At 38.2% G+C, this 20,295-nt stretch carries 12 protein-coding genes; 2 read left to right on the top strand and 10 right to left on the bottom strand.

The features are described 5' to 3' along the window. Positions 1 to 17: 17 nt before the first annotated feature. The 8 genes from JWQ54_RS05065 to JWQ54_RS05100 form a co-directional block, all read right to left on the bottom strand. Complete coding sequence (locus tag JWQ54_RS05065) at positions 18 to 551, bottom strand: DapH/DapD/GlmU-related protein (protein ID WP_299581169.1); 534 nt, start codon at positions 549 to 551, stop codon at positions 18 to 20. 27 nt (positions 552 to 578) lie between these two features. Then, positions 579 to 1,901: a nucleotide sugar dehydrogenase gene (locus JWQ54_RS05070; protein ID WP_299581171.1), complete on the bottom strand. Its 1,323-nt coding sequence runs from the start codon at positions 1,899 to 1,901 to the stop codon at positions 579 to 581. Positions 1,902 to 1,960: 59 nt separating this feature from the next. Next, positions 1,961 to 4,321, bottom strand: a complete 2,361-nt coding sequence (locus JWQ54_RS05075; RefSeq protein WP_299581173.1) for a tyrosine-protein kinase family protein — start codon at positions 4,319 to 4,321, stop codon at positions 1,961 to 1,963. 35 nt (positions 4,322 to 4,356) lie between these two features. Next, a complete protein-coding gene (locus JWQ54_RS05080; protein WP_299581176.1) occupies positions 4,357 to 5,175 on the bottom strand; it encodes a polysaccharide biosynthesis/export family protein in 819 nt (272 codons plus the stop codon). A 364-nt stretch (positions 5,176 to 5,539) separates the two neighbouring features. After that, the gene (locus tag JWQ54_RS05085; protein ID WP_299581178.1) at positions 5,540 to 8,917 is read right to left on the bottom strand and encodes a DEAD/DEAH box helicase; all 3,378 of its coding nucleotides are present in this window, start codon (positions 8,915 to 8,917) and stop codon (positions 5,540 to 5,542) included. 95 nt (positions 8,918 to 9,012) lie between these two features. Continuing rightward, on the bottom strand, positions 9,013 to 9,627 hold the full coding sequence (locus tag JWQ54_RS05090) for a gluconate 2-dehydrogenase subunit 3 family protein (protein ID WP_299581180.1): 615 nt from the start codon (positions 9,625 to 9,627) through the stop codon (positions 9,013 to 9,015). 17 nt (positions 9,628 to 9,644) lie between these two features. Then, positions 9,645 to 11,393 (bottom strand): GMC family oxidoreductase, encoded by a 1,749-nt coding sequence (locus JWQ54_RS05095; protein WP_299581182.1) that lies wholly within the window; start codon positions 11,391 to 11,393, stop codon positions 9,645 to 9,647. 22 nt (positions 11,394 to 11,415) lie between these two features. Continuing rightward, positions 11,416 to 12,408, bottom strand: a complete 993-nt coding sequence (locus tag JWQ54_RS05100) for a sugar phosphate isomerase/epimerase (protein ID WP_299581185.1) — start codon at positions 12,406 to 12,408, stop codon at positions 11,416 to 11,418. 134 nt (positions 12,409 to 12,542) lie between these two features. On the opposite strand from JWQ54_RS05100, the gene JWQ54_RS05105 reads away from it, so the two are divergent. Continuing rightward, positions 12,543 to 13,319, top strand: a complete 777-nt coding sequence (locus tag JWQ54_RS05105; protein WP_299581188.1) for an NUDIX domain-containing protein — start codon at positions 12,543 to 12,545, stop codon at positions 13,317 to 13,319. 200 nt (positions 13,320 to 13,519) lie between these two features. On the opposite strand, the gene JWQ54_RS05110 is transcribed toward JWQ54_RS05105, so the two are convergent. Beyond that, positions 13,520 to 17,854 carry a two-component regulator propeller domain-containing protein gene (locus JWQ54_RS05110; protein WP_299581191.1) on the bottom strand — a complete coding sequence of 1,445 codons (4,335 nt, stop codon included), beginning with the start codon at positions 17,852 to 17,854 and terminating at the stop codon, positions 13,520 to 13,522. A gap of 615 nt (positions 17,855 to 18,469) precedes the next feature. Here JWQ54_RS05110 and JWQ54_RS05115 point away from each other — a divergent pair. Next, complete coding sequence (locus tag JWQ54_RS05115; RefSeq protein WP_299581194.1) at positions 18,470 to 19,876, top strand: glycosyl hydrolase family 18 protein; 1,407 nt, start codon at positions 18,470 to 18,472, stop codon at positions 19,874 to 19,876. A gap of 24 nt (positions 19,877 to 19,900) precedes the next feature. Here the strand turns inward: JWQ54_RS05115 and JWQ54_RS05120 are convergent, their stop codons facing one another. Then, entirely contained in the window at positions 19,901 to 20,206 is a 306-nt protein-coding gene (locus JWQ54_RS05120) for a hypothetical protein (RefSeq protein ID WP_299581197.1), read from the bottom strand. Between the last annotated feature and the right edge of the window lie 89 nt (positions 20,207 to 20,295).

Raw genomic sequence — 20,295 nt, forward strand, 5'->3', positions numbered from 1 at the left:
TATATATATAATATTAGTTATAACTGAATATGTTTTTTAGTAAGTCCTTCTGATTTTGCTTGTATATAGCTAAAATTATCGCTGTTGATTATTTTTTCATATGTTTTCTGATCTCTATATTTTAAAACCCTGGCCGGGTTACCGCCTACAATTGCAAGCGCTGGAATATCATTAACAACAACACTACCCATTGCAATTATTGCCCCCTCACCTATGGTTATTCCCGGAATAATTTTAACATCTATGCCAATCCAGACGTTATCATTAATTTTTACTTTTTTAAGGAGTTCTACCTCGTCGTAAGGTAAAAGTTTATCCGATTGAAAATTATGATTATACGTCCATATAATTGATTTAGGACCAATTATAACATTATTTCCTATGTCAATTCCACCCAAAGCATCCCAATAGGAAAAAGGACCTATATAACAATTATCACCAATTTTAATATTTGAGCTATTATTAAAAATTCCTCTTTCAACTTTACTGTTAATTCCAATAAAACCTTTGAATCTATATAAAAAGATACTGTTTTTTATTTTGTTAAACATAGTTATTAAATTGAGAATTTAATATCACTATAACCTGCTATCCACTAATTCACGATCTATAAAGCATTTGGTATCAAATATTACAGCATTAGCTGTATTACTCAATTTTTTATAATCCAGCTCAGAAAACTCCTGATGAGCTACTGCCAAAATTATTGCGTCATATCCGGTTCCAACTTCATCTATTAAATCTATATCGTATTCTTTCTTAACATCAGAAGCATTAGCCCATGGGTCATAAATATCTACATGTAATCCAAATTGTGATAATTCCTTATGGATATCAACAACCTTAGTATTACGTATATCCGGGCAGTTTTCCTTAAATGCTATGCCAAGTATTAATGCTTTGCAAGCAGTTATTTTGTGCCCCTTTTGAATCATCAGCTTAATTACCTTGTTGGCAACAAACATTCCCATATTATCATTCACCCTGCGTCCCGATAAAATAACCTGCGGATGATATCCTAAAGATTCAGCTTTGTGCGCCAAATAATATGGATCAACACCTATACAGTGCCCGCCAACTAAGCCCGGTTTATATTTTAAGAAATTCCATTTCGTACCTGCGGCTTCTAATACATCATTTGTATCAATACCCATGCGGTCAAAAATCAGGGCAAGCTCATTTACAAAGGATATGTTTACGTCACGTTGTGCATTTTCAATTGCTTTTGATGCTTCTGCTATTTTAAGGCTTGGCGCCTTATGAGTGCCGGCAGTTATAATAGATCTGTATAAGGCATCTACCTTTTCAGCAATTTCAGGTGTTGATCCACTGGTTACTTTTTTAATCTTGGTTAAAGTATTTATTTTATCACCAGGATTTATACGTTCAGGTGAGTAACCTGCAAAAAAGTCTTCATTAAACTTTAAACCAGAAACCTTTTCAAGAACGGGCACACAATCCTCTTCAGTACATCCCGGATAAACAGTAGATTCATAAATTACCAGACCGCCCTTTTTTAACACAGAGCCTATCATTTCCGATGCTTTTATTAATGGTGTAAGGTCCGGCGCTTTAAACTGGTTAATTGGTGTAGGTACTGTAACAATGAAAATATTACAATCATTCAAATCTTCTTTATCAAAAGAAAAATCTAATCCAATATTTCCTTTTTCTTTTTTAAGGTTAATGACGTATTGAAGTTCTTCTATATTGGCTTCTTTCGTACTATCATTACCATTGCGCAATTCCAGAACCCTCTCTTTATTAATATCAAATCCTAAAACATCATATTTTTTGGCAAACTCAGCGGCAAGCGGTAAACCAACATAGCCTAATCCTATAACACCAATTTTAATTTGTTCAGGATTATTGTTATTGAAGGGCGACGTAGTTAATGACATTTGCTATTAATAATATATGATTTATTTATAACTGTTTAGATTATATTTACAACTATAGGTTACTTTTTCTTACTAAATAAGGAGCGCTTGTTTGGCTTATCTTCCTGATAGTATCCGCCGCCATAACCGTAGCCATAACCGTAGCCGTAGCCATAACCGTAACCATAACTGCCCGAAGAATAATCTATAGAATTAAATACAATATTCAGATTCTTGAATTTTTTATTCTTGTGCAGCTCATCAATTAACAGGATCTGACTTTTGAAGGTATAATTATGCCTTACAATAAATATAGTTGCATTGGCATATTGACCTAAAATTTGCGCATCAGTAACCAGCCCAACTGGCGGAGCATCTATAATTACAAAATCAAAATCTCTTTGTAAATCTTTAATAAGAGATTCTATTCGCCCATTAGTTAATAACTCTGCAGGATTAGGAGGGATAGGCCCGCTGGTAATTATGTAATAATTTGGTTGTTGCGGAATTTTCTTTATTACCTCTGAGTAGCTATAATGTGTTATTAAGTAATTAGATAACCCTTTGTCATTCTCTATTTGAAGGGCCATGTGAAGTTTTGGCTTGCGAAGATCCAGCTCAAGTATAACCACTTTTTTTCCTGACATTGCTAAACTGGCGCCAAGATTTAGAGATACGAATGATTTTCCTTCGCCGCTCGTGCCGGACGTAAACAATAATACTTTATGCTCCTGCTCTGAACTAATGAACTGCAGGTTTGTGCGCAATGCCCTGATCTGTTCAGAAATCATGGAACGGGGCTTTTCTACAACAATAAGGGGAATAGACTCATCGGAGTGAGCAATTTCTGCAAGGATAGGCACTTTGGTTAATTTATCAATATCCGATCTTTTAGTTATCTTAGTATTTAAAACTTCCCTTAAATAAATTACACAAAATGGCACCAGTAAACCTAACATAAAAAACACAAGCATAATTACCGGCTTAACAGGTTTTACAGGTAATGGAGTGCTTCGGGCCTCGTCAATGGTACGGCTATCAGCTAAATTTGACGCCAATGACATCTCCTGCTCTTCCCGTTTTTGTAACAAAAAAGTAAAAAGCGTGTTTTTTATATCCTGCTGGCGCATTACATCAATCAAGCCTCGCTCTTTTGATGGAACTTGCTCTATAATGGATTGAAATTTATTATTTTTATTTTCTAATTGCTGTTTTGTAACTGATAATCCCGACTGAAGGTTTTGAATTGATTGATTAATGGCAAGTTTAAGTGCGCTGATCTGATCATTAATAGAATTAACAATAGGGTTTGTTTCAGGAATGGTTTGCAATAAGCTTTCTTTCTTTAGTTGTGTTTCAGACAATTGACTTACCAAACTCAGTAATGTAGGGTCGTCTATTCCCAGCATTGAGGGTAACTTACCCTGATCGGTTTTAACGCCATGTATATAGCTTTTAATATTATTTAAAATGCTCAGCTGAATATTTACTTTACTTAATTCTGCATCATTTTGTTGCACACTTTGCATAAACACCTGAGATTGCGCGCTGATGTCCGTTATTCTATTACTTGATTTGTATGTTTCTACATCTTTTTCGGCGGTACCCAGTTCTTCCGCCAATTTTCTTAAACGTTCTCCAATAAATGCTATGGTACTTGAAGTAACTTTATTTTTATCCTTAACAGCGGCATTATTATAGGAATCCACTAACTTGTTAAGAATATCCTCGCCTCTTTTAGGTATTGCATCCTGGTAAGTAATAATAAGTACTGTTCCCTCTTTACTTACGGGGGTAATGGATAAATTTTTACTGTAGTCCTGATAATAGTTAGATAAGTTGTTAAAAGAAACCTCAATTTCAGCATTTATAAATTTAGGATCAATCTGTTTTGAAGTAATAAGTACCAGGCCAAGTTCTGTTTTAATGGGGTGATTAAACAGGATTTTTTTTCCATCAAGTTCGGCTTCCCTGCTGTTCAGTACTTTTATTTTTAAACTACCAGAATAACTTTTGGTAGTTGCTTTTAAAAGTTCAGCCTGAAAAGGAAGTTTTTCATAAAGCGGCACTTTTCGGGCATGACCGTTTTGAAAATATGAAACCTGTAGTCCTAAAGTTTTAACTACTTCTTCCATCAAAGTGTAAGACTTCAGAATCTGTATTTCATTGTCAATTACTTTATCGGATGAAAAGAGATCCAAACTTTTTAGTATGTCATCACTTCCGGCACTTGGGTTATTTTTATCCTGTTTTATTAATAGGTCTGTTTCTATTTGGTATAATGGGGTTGTAGTCTTTATATATATATAACCCAATACAAGAAAAATAATTAAGGATAAAACAAACCACTTCCAATGATGCAAATACTTAAATACAATTTCCCTTAAATTTATTTCATCCGCTTCATCAGCTACGGCGTTATAACCATTATTTGCATCCATTTATCAAATATTTTCTATTGATTCTTATTTATAAATTATTTAATCCTGTAAACAATCAAGAGCAGGGCTGCAAGAGCACTCAGCATTACAGGTAAAAGACGTATGGTAGGATCGTTTTGAGCAGCTTTAGTTTTTGTTTGTTCAATATATACAATATCACCCGAATGAAGGTAGTAGTAAGGAGAAGTAAATATATCCCTGCTGTTTAGGTTCACTCTACCAAATTCTTTTGTGCCATTATTGTCCCTTATCACTAATAGGTTTTCGTGCTTGGCAAAGGGAGTTAGGTCACCAGCCATACTTATAGCTTCGGGCAAAGAAACCCTTTCATTTGGGATAACATAAACCGAAGGGCGCGCCACTTCACCCATTACCGATATTTTGTAATTCAAAAAACGAATATTGACAGTAGGTTCTTTTAAGTAAAATTTTAGCCTCTTCTTAATTGTATCCCTGGCATCAGATGTATTAAGCCCCCCTACTTTAACCCCTCCAATTATGGGAAATTCGATCATACCTGCAGAATCAACCAAATATGCGCTTGAACTTGACGCTGCTGAAGCACCGCCTCCGGGCAATGCGCCGGTAATAGCCGCGGCACTGTTGTCTGATCCGCCGCCGCCGCTCGAAAATGGATTAAAAAAGCTGCTCGCGGCCGGGTTCAGTGAACTAATGGGGATGAAGAGAATATCTCCGGGTTGTATTTTAGGAATGTAAGCCTTTGCGACATTTATAGTATCGGATTGATTAAGGTTCTTCTGAAAATAGATATATTTCTTTTGATCGATACAGGAGGTTAAGGTTACAATACATGCCAGAAATAAAAATATATTCAAGGAAAGGTTTTTTTTCATACGTGACGTTTACATAGATATTTGCTATTTTTTGGAAATAGCATTCGGGGCTAAAGTATATATTTTTAAGGAAACACAAAAATTTTATTCGAGCCAGTAGGGTTTTTTAAACTTTTAACTTAATTATATTCCTATCCAGAATCTGCATTTTACTTCAATGTAAATTTGCCGAACTGTTAATATTAAATTCATATTATTATTTCATTATGTAAATAATAAAGTAAAGACAATTACTAATATAAATGACTTTTTAATTAAAAAATTAATTGATCCTATTCCCTTTGTGAAAATACAATTCAACAGATATAAATACAAAGTGTTCTGTTTATTGAAAATGAAAAACACCTGTCTCCGGGCTTCAATTTTAATTCAATAAATTCAACAAGTCGGTTTTTGAAAGAGAATTTAAGAAAGAAGTATCTGTTTTAACCAGGTCATTTGCTAAGTCCCGTTTTGATTCCTGCATCAGTTGGATCTTTTCTTCAACTGTTCCGGGGCAAATGAGCCTTACGGCAACAATATTTTTATCCTGCCCTATCCGGTGACAGCGGTCAATAGCCTGGTTTTCCACAGCGGGGTTCCACCAGGGGTCAATAAGATATACGTAATCCGCTTCGGTTAAATTAAGGCCGATGCCTCCTGCTTTTAAGCTGATCAGGAAAACACGCACCTCTGGGTTATTTTGAAACTCTTCTATAACAGTCTGCCTGTTGCGGGTTTGACCAGTTAGATAGGTAAAAGCTATTTGTCTGCCACTTAATTCTTTTTTTATAAGATCAAGCATGGAAACAAACTGGGAAAATACAAGGATTTTGTGATGCGGCATTTTCCCTTCAATTTCCTCAATCAGCATATCAATTTTTGATGAGGCATTTCCGGGCATCTTCTCCCCTTTTATCAGCAATGGCGAATCGCAGATCTGGCGGAGCCTGGTTATGCCTTTCAATACATTCATTGGCGTTTTCTTCAAAAGATCATCAGTTGTTGCTGATATATAATCCCTGAACTCCCTTTCGTAAGCATCATAAATAGTGCGTTGCTCTGCCTTCATTTCACAATACAGCACCATTTCTGTTTTTTCAGGCAGATCAGAAGCTACCTGCTGCTTTATTCTCCTTAAGATAAACGGCCTAATTTTATTTTGCAGCTCCGTAGCCCTTTTGCTGCTTTTAAACAGATCAATAGGTGATGAATAGATCTGTTTGAAATATAATTTGTTGCCAAGTAAGCCCGGACAAGCAAAAGAGAGCTGTCCGTAAAGGTCAAATGTATTGTTTTCAACCGGGGTGCCGGTAAGCACAATTTTGTTCCGCGATTTTAACAAGCACGAAGCCTTATATCTTTGAGATTCCGGGTTCTTGATCTGTTGTGACTCATCAAGGAAAACGTAATTAAATACGTAATCTTTCAAAAAAATAATATCTGCAAGTAAAGTACCGTACGATGTAAGCACAACCTCATATTTGTCAAAGTCAGCTATATTTCTGATCCGGTCTGCACCGTAAATGGTGTGCACCCTTATAGTCGGTGCAAATTTCTCAATCTCTTGCTGCCAGTTATAGATCAATGAAGTTGGCACCACAACAAGGTTGGTATTATGTTTAACTTTTACTCTTTGCGAAAGGATGAAAGCAATAACCTGAACCGTTTTCCCTAAACCCATATCATCGGCCAGGCAGCCGCCAAAATTAAAATCATCCAAAAAATTAAGCCAGCTAAGTCCCTGCTGCTGGTAATGGCGCAGGTTGCCAATAAATCCATCAGGAACATTAACAGGTTTGATTGAATCAAAATTATCCAGCTTTCTATGGTAAACGCTGATCTCCTCTTTTACTTTTTCATCAAGCATGGCTGCATCAAACAGCTGCTCAATGGCCATAAAATTACTTTTGGAGATCTGTAGGGTCGCATCGCCTGTAACTTCACCGGAGTTAAAGTAATCGTTAAATTTCTCGATCCATTCAACCGGCAGAATCCCCGTTGTCCCATCATCAAGTTGTATGTATTTTGTTTTGTTTTTTACCGCCCTGTAGATCTGTTTCAGCGCTGCGCGCTTTTTTCCGAATTGCGCGTTTACAATAGCGTTGAACCAATTATACCCACTTAAAACCTTTATGCTTATTTTAATTTTATGCGGATTTAGCTTATTCCCTTCCAGCTCATTAAAGCCCAATACGGTAATTTTTTGCTGATACCATTCATCAAATACCTTTAAAAACCAGTCTTCATCTAAAAAGCGTTTTTTATGCAGATAGAAGTAGTGTAAATCATTATCAAGCTGTTCATCAAAATAAGGGTGCTGTTTAACAAGCAAAGCGGTAAAATCAATTTCACCCGCATCATTACGCTTCACCAAAAACTGTTTTCCCTTCTTATCAACTGAGTAAATCTGCTTCTTTGTTCGCACCGAGATCTCAACCTCTCCATAACGCATCACCGGGATGATCATCACATGGGCGCCAAAATCTGACAGATAGATTATTTTTTCCGTTTCGTTATCAAAGCCCCGCTGTTTCAGTTGAACCGGCGTAGCCGTTGGAATATGTTTGTAATCAACATCAACCTTGTCTTCCAGTTTTGATAACAGTTGCTTTTGAAATTCATCAAATTTTGAAGTATGCACCAACAGGTTATTCTGTTTTTTGGTTAACAAGCCAATCACATTAAGCTGCTGCAAGTTGTTTACCAGGTACAGTCCATTGTTGTTATCTACAAAGTAAGTAAACTTTAATTTCAGGTCTTTTACATCGTAGACTTTATCATCAATTCCAAGGGTGCCTGATAATTCGAAAAACTGTTCCTTAGGTCCAACGGCCAATTTTACCTCCTCACCAAGCAAACCCACTTTAACAGGAACAATTGAACCGGCAGTTATATTTTCAGATACCTCACTGTCATGGTAATAAAAATCGTAACCCATTGGATTTTTAATCACAGCCTTTAAGGCTGTGATATCAGCTCCGGTCGCAACTTTATTAAGATGGTTCTGAAATTTGTGAACCCCGGTAAAGAATTTGAGTTGCTGAGGGTCTTCCGTTTCCCAGATAAAATCAAGCGGGGCAAGAGCGGTAAGGGGATTTTTGACCTTCCCTTCTTTGCTCATTTCGGCTCTATATAACTCAATAAACAGGTATTTATAATACTTATGTTGTTTTAATACTATACAAACAGTAGTTTCCTCTTTGTTTACAGGCTCGGAGTCGGCAACAATTACAGTTTTTAGTAAGCTTACGCTTTCCTTTGTTACAGGGATCAGCGCAGATAAATGAGGCGTTATAATAAGCTGACTATTTAGATATTCAATTTTAAAAAAACTGTCCAGATCTGGTTCCTGCTCAAGCCCATAGTCGGCAGCAAACCTCCTAAGCTTTTCCTGCCGGAGTTTTCCATCAAAAAAAACACGAAATTCATCCCGTTTAACAATCGCAGTTAATATAGCAGCCTGGTGCTCACATAACCCTTCACCTTCTGCTTTACACTCACATGTTAAGTTTAACTGGCCTGTTTTTTGTATTACGGTTACATTAGGAAAAGCGGACTTTAAATATTTATTAGAAAATGCGCCGCGGTTAACATCCAGATCAACAGGAAATATATGGCGGCTGTCAACCTGATCGGTATAGATACCTGCGATACTATGCTGCGCAATGATAGTTTCTGTTAGGGTCTCAATAGTGATCCCTTCAAATACAACAGCATGATCTCCTGAAATATTATCCTCGTTTCTGCGTAGCTTGCCCAATAGAATTTATTACACCTGTGAAGGGGTAAATATCTGAACAATTATTAAGTAATTAAAGATCTGGCGACTTTTAAAAAGTTACCGGATCGCTGTACTTACACATTTTCCAGCCCATATTTTTTTAATACGTGCTGAGGCACGCCTTCCCATTTACCCGGTGCGTTACCCTGGTAACCGAGGTCCTGGATTCCCATTTTGCTTGTAAAAAAACCAATAGCCGTAAGCTCACGCATTTTATTAAAGAAGACAACTCCCTGCTGCATTGCAGGTTTTGCCATCATGGGATATGCAATCTCATCAAGCAAATTGGTTTGCTGTTTTGCGGTACAATCTATAAAAGCATCGTTATACCTGTTCAGGCATTGCACGTCAAGCCAGCGCAGTCCGCCGCGCATTGGTAACTGGTGTTCGGGTTCATCCTTTACTAGAAACTCAATAAAGTCGGTAACCTTTGCGTCAGATGCGCTGCCGCTTTTGCCATCCTTTGGTATAATAATATCTGCCAAAATGGTAATTGTTGCCAATTCATGCGAATTAAAAAATGTTCCCTTTAGTATTGTTTCATCCCTGGTCACTTCAAAATCCTGTCGCCCGGCTTTATCTATCTGTATATCACCTTTACTTTCACCCGGTGTTTTGCAGGCGGCTAAAAGTGTACCTGCCGAAAGTGTACCTATGCCTATTGCTTTTAAACTATCTCTTCTGTTCATGATTATTACGAATTGAATTAAACATTCTGTTTTTTGCGTTGGTCAATAATATATTCCGCCGTCCGCATTGCAAGAGCGAGGATTGTCCACGTTGGATTTTTTTCAGATTGCTGAGTAAAAACAGAACCATCTGTTACAAACAGGTTTTTACAATCGTGTGTTTGTCCCCATTTATTTAAGGCTGATCTTTTAGAATCATCGCCCATGCGTACAGTACCCACTTCGTGGATCCCCTTTCCTGGTTTGTCAAGCCTATAGTTTGTTTCCGGGCCGGCCGGCTGGATCAGCGGGATGCCACCCATCTCCTTAATGATGGCCTGCGCTGTTTGCTGCATATGCTTTGCCTGGTTTATCTCATCCGTATTCCATTTATACCTAAACCGCAAAACAGGGATGCCGTATTTATCAACTACGGTCGGATCTATCTCGCAATAATTATCTTCCCTTGCAGTAGCAGTACCGTGGCAACCAAAGCCCGCCATTGTGCCATAAAAGCGGCGATAATCGTTTTTAAGCGCGGCACCATAGCCACCTCCGGGTTTCATTTTTCCGTCAGCGCCCGGCAAATAGCCGTTTAAATAGGGTACGGTTGTCCCTTCAAAACCAAAATAGCCGCCATAGCCCGGCATCATCATACCACCAAATATTTCGAGATGATATCCTCGCGGAAAATCCAGCTTTTTGTTATCCAGCCACCAGGGCGCATACAGATGCAGACTTCCCACACCATCTTCATTAAACCTTTCCCTGTCCAATAGCTGCGGTAAAATGGCTACCCCCGCCCCCTGGGTTGAATCGTGCAGGTATTTACCAACTACATTGCTGCTGTTAGCCAATCCGTTAGGATGCTGTGCCGATTTTGAATTAAGCAGGATCCTCGCCGACTCGCAGGTACTTGCCGCCAGTATTACAGTTTTGGCATTTACCTGGTACTCCTGCATGTCACCCTTGTTAATATACGATACCCCGGTAGCTACCCCCTCATTATTTGTGATTATTTCACGAACAACCGAATTTGTTAACACCGTAAGATTCCCGGTTTTCATAGCCGGGATCACCAGGCATGATGATGCCGAGAAATCACCATAGATTTTACAACTCCGGTTGCATTGTCCACAAAAAAAGCAAGCGCCCCTATCCTTATTGCCCAGCAAAGGTGCAGTAAGTACCGATCCACGGCCTGCAATTACTTTAATCCCCAAACCGGTTGCTGCTTTTTTTACAAACAATTCGCCAAGCCGTGGTTTTGGTGCAGGCAGAAAAATGCCATCGGGATCATTTTCCATGCCTTCCATTGATCCATAAACCCCAATAAGCCGGTCGACCTTATCGTAATAAGGCTTGATTTCGTCGTAGGTAATTGGCCAATCATCACCAACACCATAGTTGGTTTTACACTTAAAATCTTTTGGCCCCATCCGCAGGGAAATACGCCCCCAGTGATTGGTGCGCCCGCCAAGCATTTTGGCACGAAACCATTGAAATTCTGATCCGTCCTTTTGTGTATATGGCTCCCCTTCTATTTGCCAGCCACCATAGGAAGCATCAAAATCGCCCATTGGGCGAGTGGCGTTGCCACCTCTTCGCGGTGACTCATAGGGCCATTTTAGTTGTTGCGAATCTTTTGCCGGATCAAAGAAGGGACCGGCTTCCAGCATTAATACCTTTATTCCGGCGTTTGCCAGCACATAGCCAGACATACCTCCACCGGCACCCGAACCGATAATGACCACATCATATACGGTTGATAGTTTTTTTATCTGCATTTTATTGATGATTTAGGTAAGATCAGGCCATTCTACCGGCTTTTTCAACAAGATTTTTTGTTGCAGTAACTCCCGCGTAGTCATCCAAATATTTGGCATCCTGGCTATACATTTTCAACAACCCGCCTTCATATTCAATGCTAACCCAGCCATTAAAGCCCGAATCTTTTATAATCTTAAACATTTTATAAAAGTCTGTTTCTGCGTCATCACCTGTTGTAGTAAAAAAATGCGATTTGGCATGAACACCCTTTGCAAAAGGCATCAGCTCGGTTATGCCTTTATATTTATCATATTCTTCCAGGCATTTGGTTTTCATATAACCAGCAATATCATTGGTTTCGGGTTTGGTACGGTTTACACAAAAGTTGCCAAAATCAGCCAATGTGCCGCAGTGTTTGCTGTTCACCTGTTTCATTACACCGGCAAGCCAGGCAGCATTACAGGAGATCCCCACATGATTCTCTACAATAACATCAACCTGTTGTTTACTGCCATATTCTATTAACTTACCCAGGCTGTCCACCGCTGCTTTGGCAACATCTACAGGCGCTCCCTCGCCTTCTACATTAACCCTTATCATTGGGCATCCCAAAGTTGAGGCGGCATCTATCCATTTATAATGATTCTCTACGGCTTTTAAGCGTTCGGTTTCGTTTAAATCGCCCAATACACCTTCGCCATCTACCATAATTCGCAGGTTATAGCTACCTGCATCTGCTGCGCGTTTTTTAAGATCATTTAAAAACTGCTGATCTTTTGCCTTATCAGCAAAGAACATTGAACAATAATCCAGACCTGGGATGCCCAGTTCTTTAGCCTTAGCTGCAAAATCAAGCGGGTTAAGTTTTTGAGTCCAAAACTGGCTGGCAAAAGAAAACTGGGAAATAGCTATTTTAAAAAACAGCTCTTTGCTGGTATCAGCAAACAAAGATCCAGGTAAAGCTGCAGCTAAACCTAAACCAGCCGCGCCCATCACGGTTTGTTTTACAAAGTGTCTTCGGTTAATTTTCATCGTAACGGTTTAATTGGTAATTCTATTTAGTGAATTTTACAAAATGAAGGTAAAAAGAATATTTTATTATTTAGTAATTTTAACTAAATAATTATTCCCCTTAAAATTAAGCTGAGGAATGCTACTTTTATGGCATGAAAACGCCGGCAGAGTTTGAAGATTTTGTACATAACGGGCATCTCCATTATATTCCCCATGTATCCCTGGATTGCGCCATTTTCGGATACCACGAGCAGCAATTAAAGCTGCTGCTTATTAAGCATAAAGCCATAAACAACTGGTGCCTGCCCGGCGGTTATATTAAGCGTACCGAAAAGCTGGTAGAAGCAGCTAACCGGAATGTTAAGGAACGAACCGGCATTGATAATTTATTTTTACAGCAATTTAAAACATTTGGCGACCCGGATCGTGCCCGGATCGCAGAGTTTGATGAAGAACTATGGTTTGAAGCAACCGGCATAAGGATCACAAAAGACAGCTGGCTGATAGATCAAACCATATCAATAGGCTTTTATGCGATAACAGATTTTTCAAAAACCGTTTTGCAGACAGACATAATGACCATAGACTGCGCATGGTTCGATATAAATGAACTGCCTAAGCTGGAATTTGATCATGATGAAATGGTTAAAGAAGCATTGCATACCATGCGGGTGCAGCTATACCATTACCCTATAGGTTATAATATGCTGCCCGAAAAATTCACCCTTACCGAGATCCATGTGCTTTACGAAACACTTTTAGGTAAAAAGCTGGATGTAAGTAATTTCCCAAAAAAGCTGATGGCACTTGGGCTTCTGAAAAAGCTGGATGAAAAGCGGAACATAGGGCCACATCGCTCGCCGCACCTTTATGTTTTCGATAAAGAAAAGTATGAACAGGCATTAAAAAATGGTGTGGTTTTAAGCTGATATTATCTGTTCTCCTCTAATCGTTTTTAATACATAAGACGCAATAATCTTTTTTGCACTTTCAGGGCTGGGCCTTAGGAAGGCAGTATGATTTCAGCTTTCATCCCAACTTTTAATTCTGCATTTAAAAGTTCTGATAGGTATTAATAGATCTGTGAACTATGAGTTTCATTAAATGTAATAGAAGCTGTTTTTTGGTTCTAAAGCATAACTGACCGCTTTTTAGAGATATACGCTTCTTTTAGTATGGAAACTAAAACATCCAGCTTCATGGGTTTAGAGATATAGCTGTCCATCCCATTGTTTATGCAAATGTCCCGGTCTTCTGAAAGGGCATTTGCTGTCATCGCCACAATAAATGGTTGCTGAATGTTGAGCTTGCGGATATTCCTGGTGGCCTCCAGCCCATCCATTTCAGGCATTTGTATATCCATCAATATTATATCATATGGTTTTTTGGTCAATTTCTGCAAAACCTCATATCCATTTTGTGCAATATCAACAGGATACCCTAACTTCATTAATATCCGTTCAATCAATTTTTGATTAATGGGATTATCTTCTGCTACCAAAATATCCATCGGATACAACATGAAGAAACCGGGATCGAGAATATTGTTTTGCTTTTCTTCTGCCTTTGCTATTTCTATCCTGTCTCCAAGCACAGAACATACACTCTTTAAAAGTTGATTCTGTTTAACTGGTTTGATCAATATTGCTGAAAACAAATCCGGGTACCTTTTCCTGCTGGCATCGCCTATTGAACTTAAAAGAATTATCGGAACAGTGTTTGATAGGTTTTTAATAGCCCGGGCTAAATCAGCACCATCCATTCCGGGCATTTCCATATCAGAAATTACCAGGCTAAAATTTTTATCAGCTGATAAAATTTCTAAAGCCTTTGGTGCGGATGAACAAGTTACCGGAACTAGTTTCCAATGCTCCAACTGAGTTTTTAAAATAATAAGATTTGTTTTATTATCGTCAACCAACAATACTCTTTTACCCTTAAGGTTTGCAATATCCGGTAATAACTGGTTTGCTGCAGGTGATTTATTACTAGTTTTGGCTTTGATGGTAAAATTAAAAGTAGAGCCTTCACCAACACGGCTCTCTACCCAAAGGTTTCCGTTCATTAGTTTAACCAACCGTTCACTGATGATCAGCCCTAAACCAGTTCCTCCATATTTACGGGTTGTAGACGAGTCTACTTGTGAAAATGCTTTGAATAAGCTTGAAAGTTTATCAGCTGGGATGCCAATTCCTGTATCCTTTACACTAAAACCAATCTCCAATTCACCATTTGAAACATCTTGTGCTAAAAAAACTTTAATAAACACCTCACCTTTCGCAGTAAACTTTATAGCGTTATTTATGAGATTAATAATTATCTGCTTAAGACGCAGGCTATCTCCAACCACATAACGGGGAAGGGTAAAGTCAATCTGGTAAATTAAATCGATATGTTGCTGGGCTGCTTTTTGCGAGAAAATGTCCATTACTTCTTCAATACTACTTCGCAGGTCAAAATCTTCTTCTTCAATATCCATTTTCCCGGATTCGATTTTTGAGAAATCCAATATATCATTGATCACACTCATAAGGCTGTCACCGCAGTTTATAATAGTTTCTGTGTATTCGTGCTGCTCGTCACTCAACTCAGTTTCAGAAAGCAAAGAAGCCATACCAATTACTCCATTCATTGGTGTTCGTATTTCATGGCTCATGGTAGCCAAAAAAATGCTTTTAGCCTGGTTTGCTTTATCTGCTTCCTGGCGTGCCTGGTGTTCCTGGTTCCTTTGTTCCTCTAATTCTTCCGACTGGGCCTGCAATTCTTCATTTACTGCTTGTAATTCATCTGATTGCACAAGTAATTCTTCATTTACAGCCCGCAATTCTTCCGATTGAGCTTGCAGTTCTCCATTTATAGACTGCAATTCGTCTGATTGACGCATTACCTCTTCTGTACGCTCTTTTACCTCACGCTCTAATATCAGCTTTTGTTTAATGATGCTGTTAACCCGATAACGGTATATGCCATAAATACAGCCCGCGAAAAGGAAAACCATGAGCGATCTGAACCACCAGGTTAACCAATACGGAGGAACTATGGTAACCTTCAGGCTTAAAACATTAGTAGACCATATACCGGCGCTATTCTGGCTTTTAACCTTAAAAATATAATTGCCCGGTGGGATATTGGTATAAACGGCTGTATTTTTGTCTTTCACATAATTCCATCCCTTGTCAAACTCTTCCATTATATACGCGTAACGTTTTTTAGCGGGTGGTAAATAATCTAACGAAGCATATTCAAGAGATATAACCGATTGATCATACGACAGTGTTATAGACCTTGTTTCGGAGATATCCTGCTTTAACGGGGAGTGATCATTGCTGTTCTTTGCAACCTGTACTGTTTTATTGAATAGTTCAAAATTTGTTAAAACCAAAGGCGGTTTATAAGATGACCGGGATATTTCATCCGGAAAAAATGAATTAAAACCATTTACACCGCCAATATATAAAGCACCAGTACGGCTTTTAATTGCAGCATGCTGCTTAAACTCATCAGCCTGCAGGCCGTCTTCCGTTGTAAAGTTTTTAAATTTATTTGTTTTAGGATCATATATTGATAACCCATTATTTGTGCTTATCCAAAATTTACCATTATTGTCTTCTAAAATGGCTTCAATATAATCGTTAGGCAATCCGTCTTTAGTTTTAAAAACGGTAAAATGATGGGTAAGCGAATCAAATAAATTAAGCCCTGCTAATGTACAAATCCATATATTGCCTTTACGATCTTCATAAAGATCCAGTACGTTATTATCACTTAAACTATTACTATTAGCATGGTGTTTGAAATGCGTAAAAGTATTGGTTGCAGGATTATAAAGGTCTAAGCCTGCACCGTCAGTTCCGACCCATAAGTTTCCTTTACTATCACTCAATAGTGTATTGATTCTGTCACTACCCAGGCTTTTTGGATCAGCCGGGTTATAGCGATGATGCATAAAAGTATTGGTGGCTTGCTGGTACTGGTCAAGCCCGTCGCCAAATGTTCCAAGCCATATCTTTTTATCGGGAGTTTGAGCAATGGCATATACATTATCTCCGCTCAGGCTGGAGCCATCAGATGGGTTATGTTTAAAAGACCTGAAAGATTTAGTTTTCGGGTTCATCACACTAACACCATTGCCCCATGTCCCAATCCATAAATTCTCCTGGTCATCTTGTTTAATCTCGAGTATATTATTGCCGGCGATACTATTTTTGTCGGAATCCACGTGCTTATATGCCTTAAAATTCCCGGATTTCAAGTCAAACAGATTCAGCCCCCCACCATCAGTGCCTATCCAGACGTTATAATTATTGTCTTCAAAAAAGCTGAGCACAAAATCATTCGAAAGGCTGTTGGGCAGGGAATTATGCTTGTAATGCATAAATTGGCCTTTATTTTTTTTATACAAATTAATACCACCACCAAAAGTGCAAATCCACATATTACCATCCCTATCCTTCAATATAGCGTCAACAGAGTTACCACTCAGGCTGCTGTTATCCACTTCATCGTGAGAATAACCAAAAAACTGGTTCCATGAGGAATTATAGATGCTGAGGCCTCCATTTTCTGTTCCTATCCATAAATCATGATAATCATCTTCAGCAATGCTCTGGATGCTGTTATGCACCACCGAATTACTGTTATGCGGATCATTGAAAAAATGTTTAAAAATACCCGTGCTTTTATTGTAAAGATTTAATCCGGCCTCCTGCGTACCTATCCATAACTCGTGCTTGCTATCTTCAAAAATAGCAGTTACTTTATTACCTGAAATGGATCCTTTATCGTTTTCAAGATGCTTAAAATTAATGAAGTCATTGTTTTTACGGTCAAATAAACTAAGGCCTCTATTAACTGTGCCAACCCATATGTTATTTTGACTGTCGTTATAAACGGTTGTTATCTGATTTTCGCTAATGCTTTTAGGATTGTTTTTATCGTTAAAATAATGCAGGCAGCTACCTGTTTTCGGATCAAATAAATTTAAGCCGTTTTGTTGGGTGGCAACCCATATTTTTCCTGATCTTTCAATAACAATTCTGCTTAAAAAATTACTTGAAATACTTTTGCTGTTTTTTTCATTATGAATATAATGCTCAAAACGGTTGGTTTTCCTGTCAAATTTATTTAAACCGCCTCCTACTGTAGCAATCCATATATTCCCGTCTTTGTCTTCTTTTATATCCTGTATGTAATTATTGCCGATACTTGTTGTATCCTTAACATCATTCCTGAATATCTTAAATTTGTAACCATCGTACCTGTTTAACCCATCGTTAGTAGCAATCCAGATAAACCCGCGGCTATCCTGTAATATGCAGTTAGCATTAAGCTCCGACAAGCCGTTAGCTGTTCCAAGATGTTCAAAATGCAATTGCCTGTTTTGAGCAAATAAAAATGAGGATATCGCCAGCAAAAAGATGGTAAAATAATACTTCAGTCCTCTTTTTATTACAGATTCGTTCAAGCTATTTGATTTAAATTATTTCAGGATTAAAGCCCTTAATATAAGTTTTTGAATGGTAATATTTCTTATATATTATTAATATTCCTTCTACGCAAATTGCATCTTTTTGTTGTAACATTTTGCACATTGTTTTAAATATGAATCAATTAACGTATTTATTAATATTACATGCAGTGCACCTGTTTACGAATCAGGCACATTGGAACCGGTTTGATACATCTCCTATAAATATAAATAAAAGATCTTACCTCCAGCAGGGTTGCAATCAAACACTATTTCCTATTAATTAACCAAATAATACTGTGAATTAAGCGTATCGTTAAAAAAAAATCTCTTTTATTATTATGGCCTGATGTTTAAAAAACAGCGTTTTATGACAATTCAGCATGCGATTAATCCGTATTATTTTATTTATAACATATTTATAATCAGATATTTACAATACAATACATAAATTTACCTCCGTAAAACAGAACCTAACCAATTATTACACCAACCTAAACAGTAGCTAATGACAGTCACAATTACCCATTATACCTATTTACCAGGTTGTTTTCAATTGACTAAAGATTAACCAATAACTAACATATATTATTAACCTTTAATTATTATTTTATGAAAACAAAATTCAACTCTTACCTGCTCACCTGCGTATTGGCTGTATTTTTTGCCTTATCATCCTGTCGTAAGGAGAATAAAGCAGATTTTACCCCAACATCCGCGGATTTATCTTCAAAAAACAAACAAAATTCACTTGTAGTAACATCTGCTACTTTTAAAGTTATTGGATATCTGCCAAGTTGGGAGGGTGATGTAAACAGTATCCAGTATAGCAAGCTAACTCACATTAACTATGCATTTCTTACGCCAACAACCAGCGGGGGCTTGAACCCACTCGACAATCTCTCTAAATTCACCAGCCTGGTAACTACAGCGCATAATAATAATGTTAAGGTGATGATTTCCGTTGGCGGCGGTGGCGGTGGTGATGCTTTTCACACTATAGTAGCCAACTCAGGTTATCGCACTGCTTTTGTTAACAACATGGTGGGTTTTGTAAACCAATATAATGCGGATGGTGTTGATGTTGACTGGGAATTCCCATCAGCTGGTACCGAAGCCAATAACTTTTTGCTTTTAATGCAGCAACTGGCCACAGCCATGCATAATAACGGTAAGCTATGTACCATAGCTGTTATTTCAACCGGCGCTACCTATATTACAAGCGGCATGTTTACCACGCTCGACTGGCTTAATATAATGGATTATGATGACAATAACTTTCAGCACTCCACTTACCAATCAGCAGTGGATTGTTTAAATTACTGGAGCGGCCGTGGCCTGCCTGTGGAGAAAACTATTTTAGGTGTGCCATTTTATGGGCGCGATAACAGGTACGATTATTCAACCGTTAATTATAATGTGATATTATCACAGGGAGGCAGTCCTAATTCCGACACTTTTCAAACCATTGGCTACAACGGTATACCTACTATAACCAGCAAAACTAACCTGGCTTTTGACAGGGGAATTGGCGGTATGATGGCATGGGAACTAGCAGGCGATGCCACCGGCGCTAATTCATTGCTGTCAGTTATTCACCAGGTTATAGTTAATCATGCCGGTGGCGGTACTACAACCCCTCCTATCGGGCAAACCATTACTTTAAAAGGATTCAACAGTAAATACGTAAGCGGCGAGAATGGCACCATAGCCATGAATTGTAACCGTGCAACTGCATCAGCATGGGAAACATTTACTGTTGTTGATGCTGGTGGTGGTAAAATTGCATTGCGCAGCATGGGTAAATATGTATCGTCAGAAAACGGCACCCAGGCTATCACCTGTAACCGTACCACCTTTAGCGATTGGGAAAAATTTGACTGGATAACAACAACTGACGGAAAAGTTACCCTAAGGGGCAATAACGGCAAATTCATCTCAAGTGAGAACGGCACACAGGCTATGACCTGCACCAGGACTACAGCATCAGGATGGGAAGCTTTTGGTTTAAATCAATAGTTTCTTATAGTCGTTATTTTTTACCTATGGGCTGGTGTATATTTTTACACCAGCCTTATATATTCCATAATGGATAAATAGTTTGGCCATAATGGTTGTAGGTTCCTGCAACGGCTGCCTGCCTTTACCCATAATAGCTGATCTCACTTTTAAGAGTTCCCTTAATAGCCTTTTTAATAAAAATTGCTCAGGGCCAAAACCTTGTGTCATATCATTAGAAACCCGCACTTCAATTTCAGTACGATTGTGACTGTAATAACATTTCTCATCATTCGTTCCTCTTACCCATAAATAAAACCGGGTATAAAAGGGTTTTAATAAACTTTTCATTTTATCATTAAGAATCATGTGGCTTGAATTTGATTCTTAAATTAACCGATCCCGGATTTTTTATTAAAGTCAGATCAACTCAGTGGTAA

Origin of the sequence: Mucilaginibacter sp. (genome assembly GCF_028288225.1) — a bacterium.
GTDB lineage: Bacteria > Bacteroidota > Bacteroidia > Sphingobacteriales > Sphingobacteriaceae > Mucilaginibacter.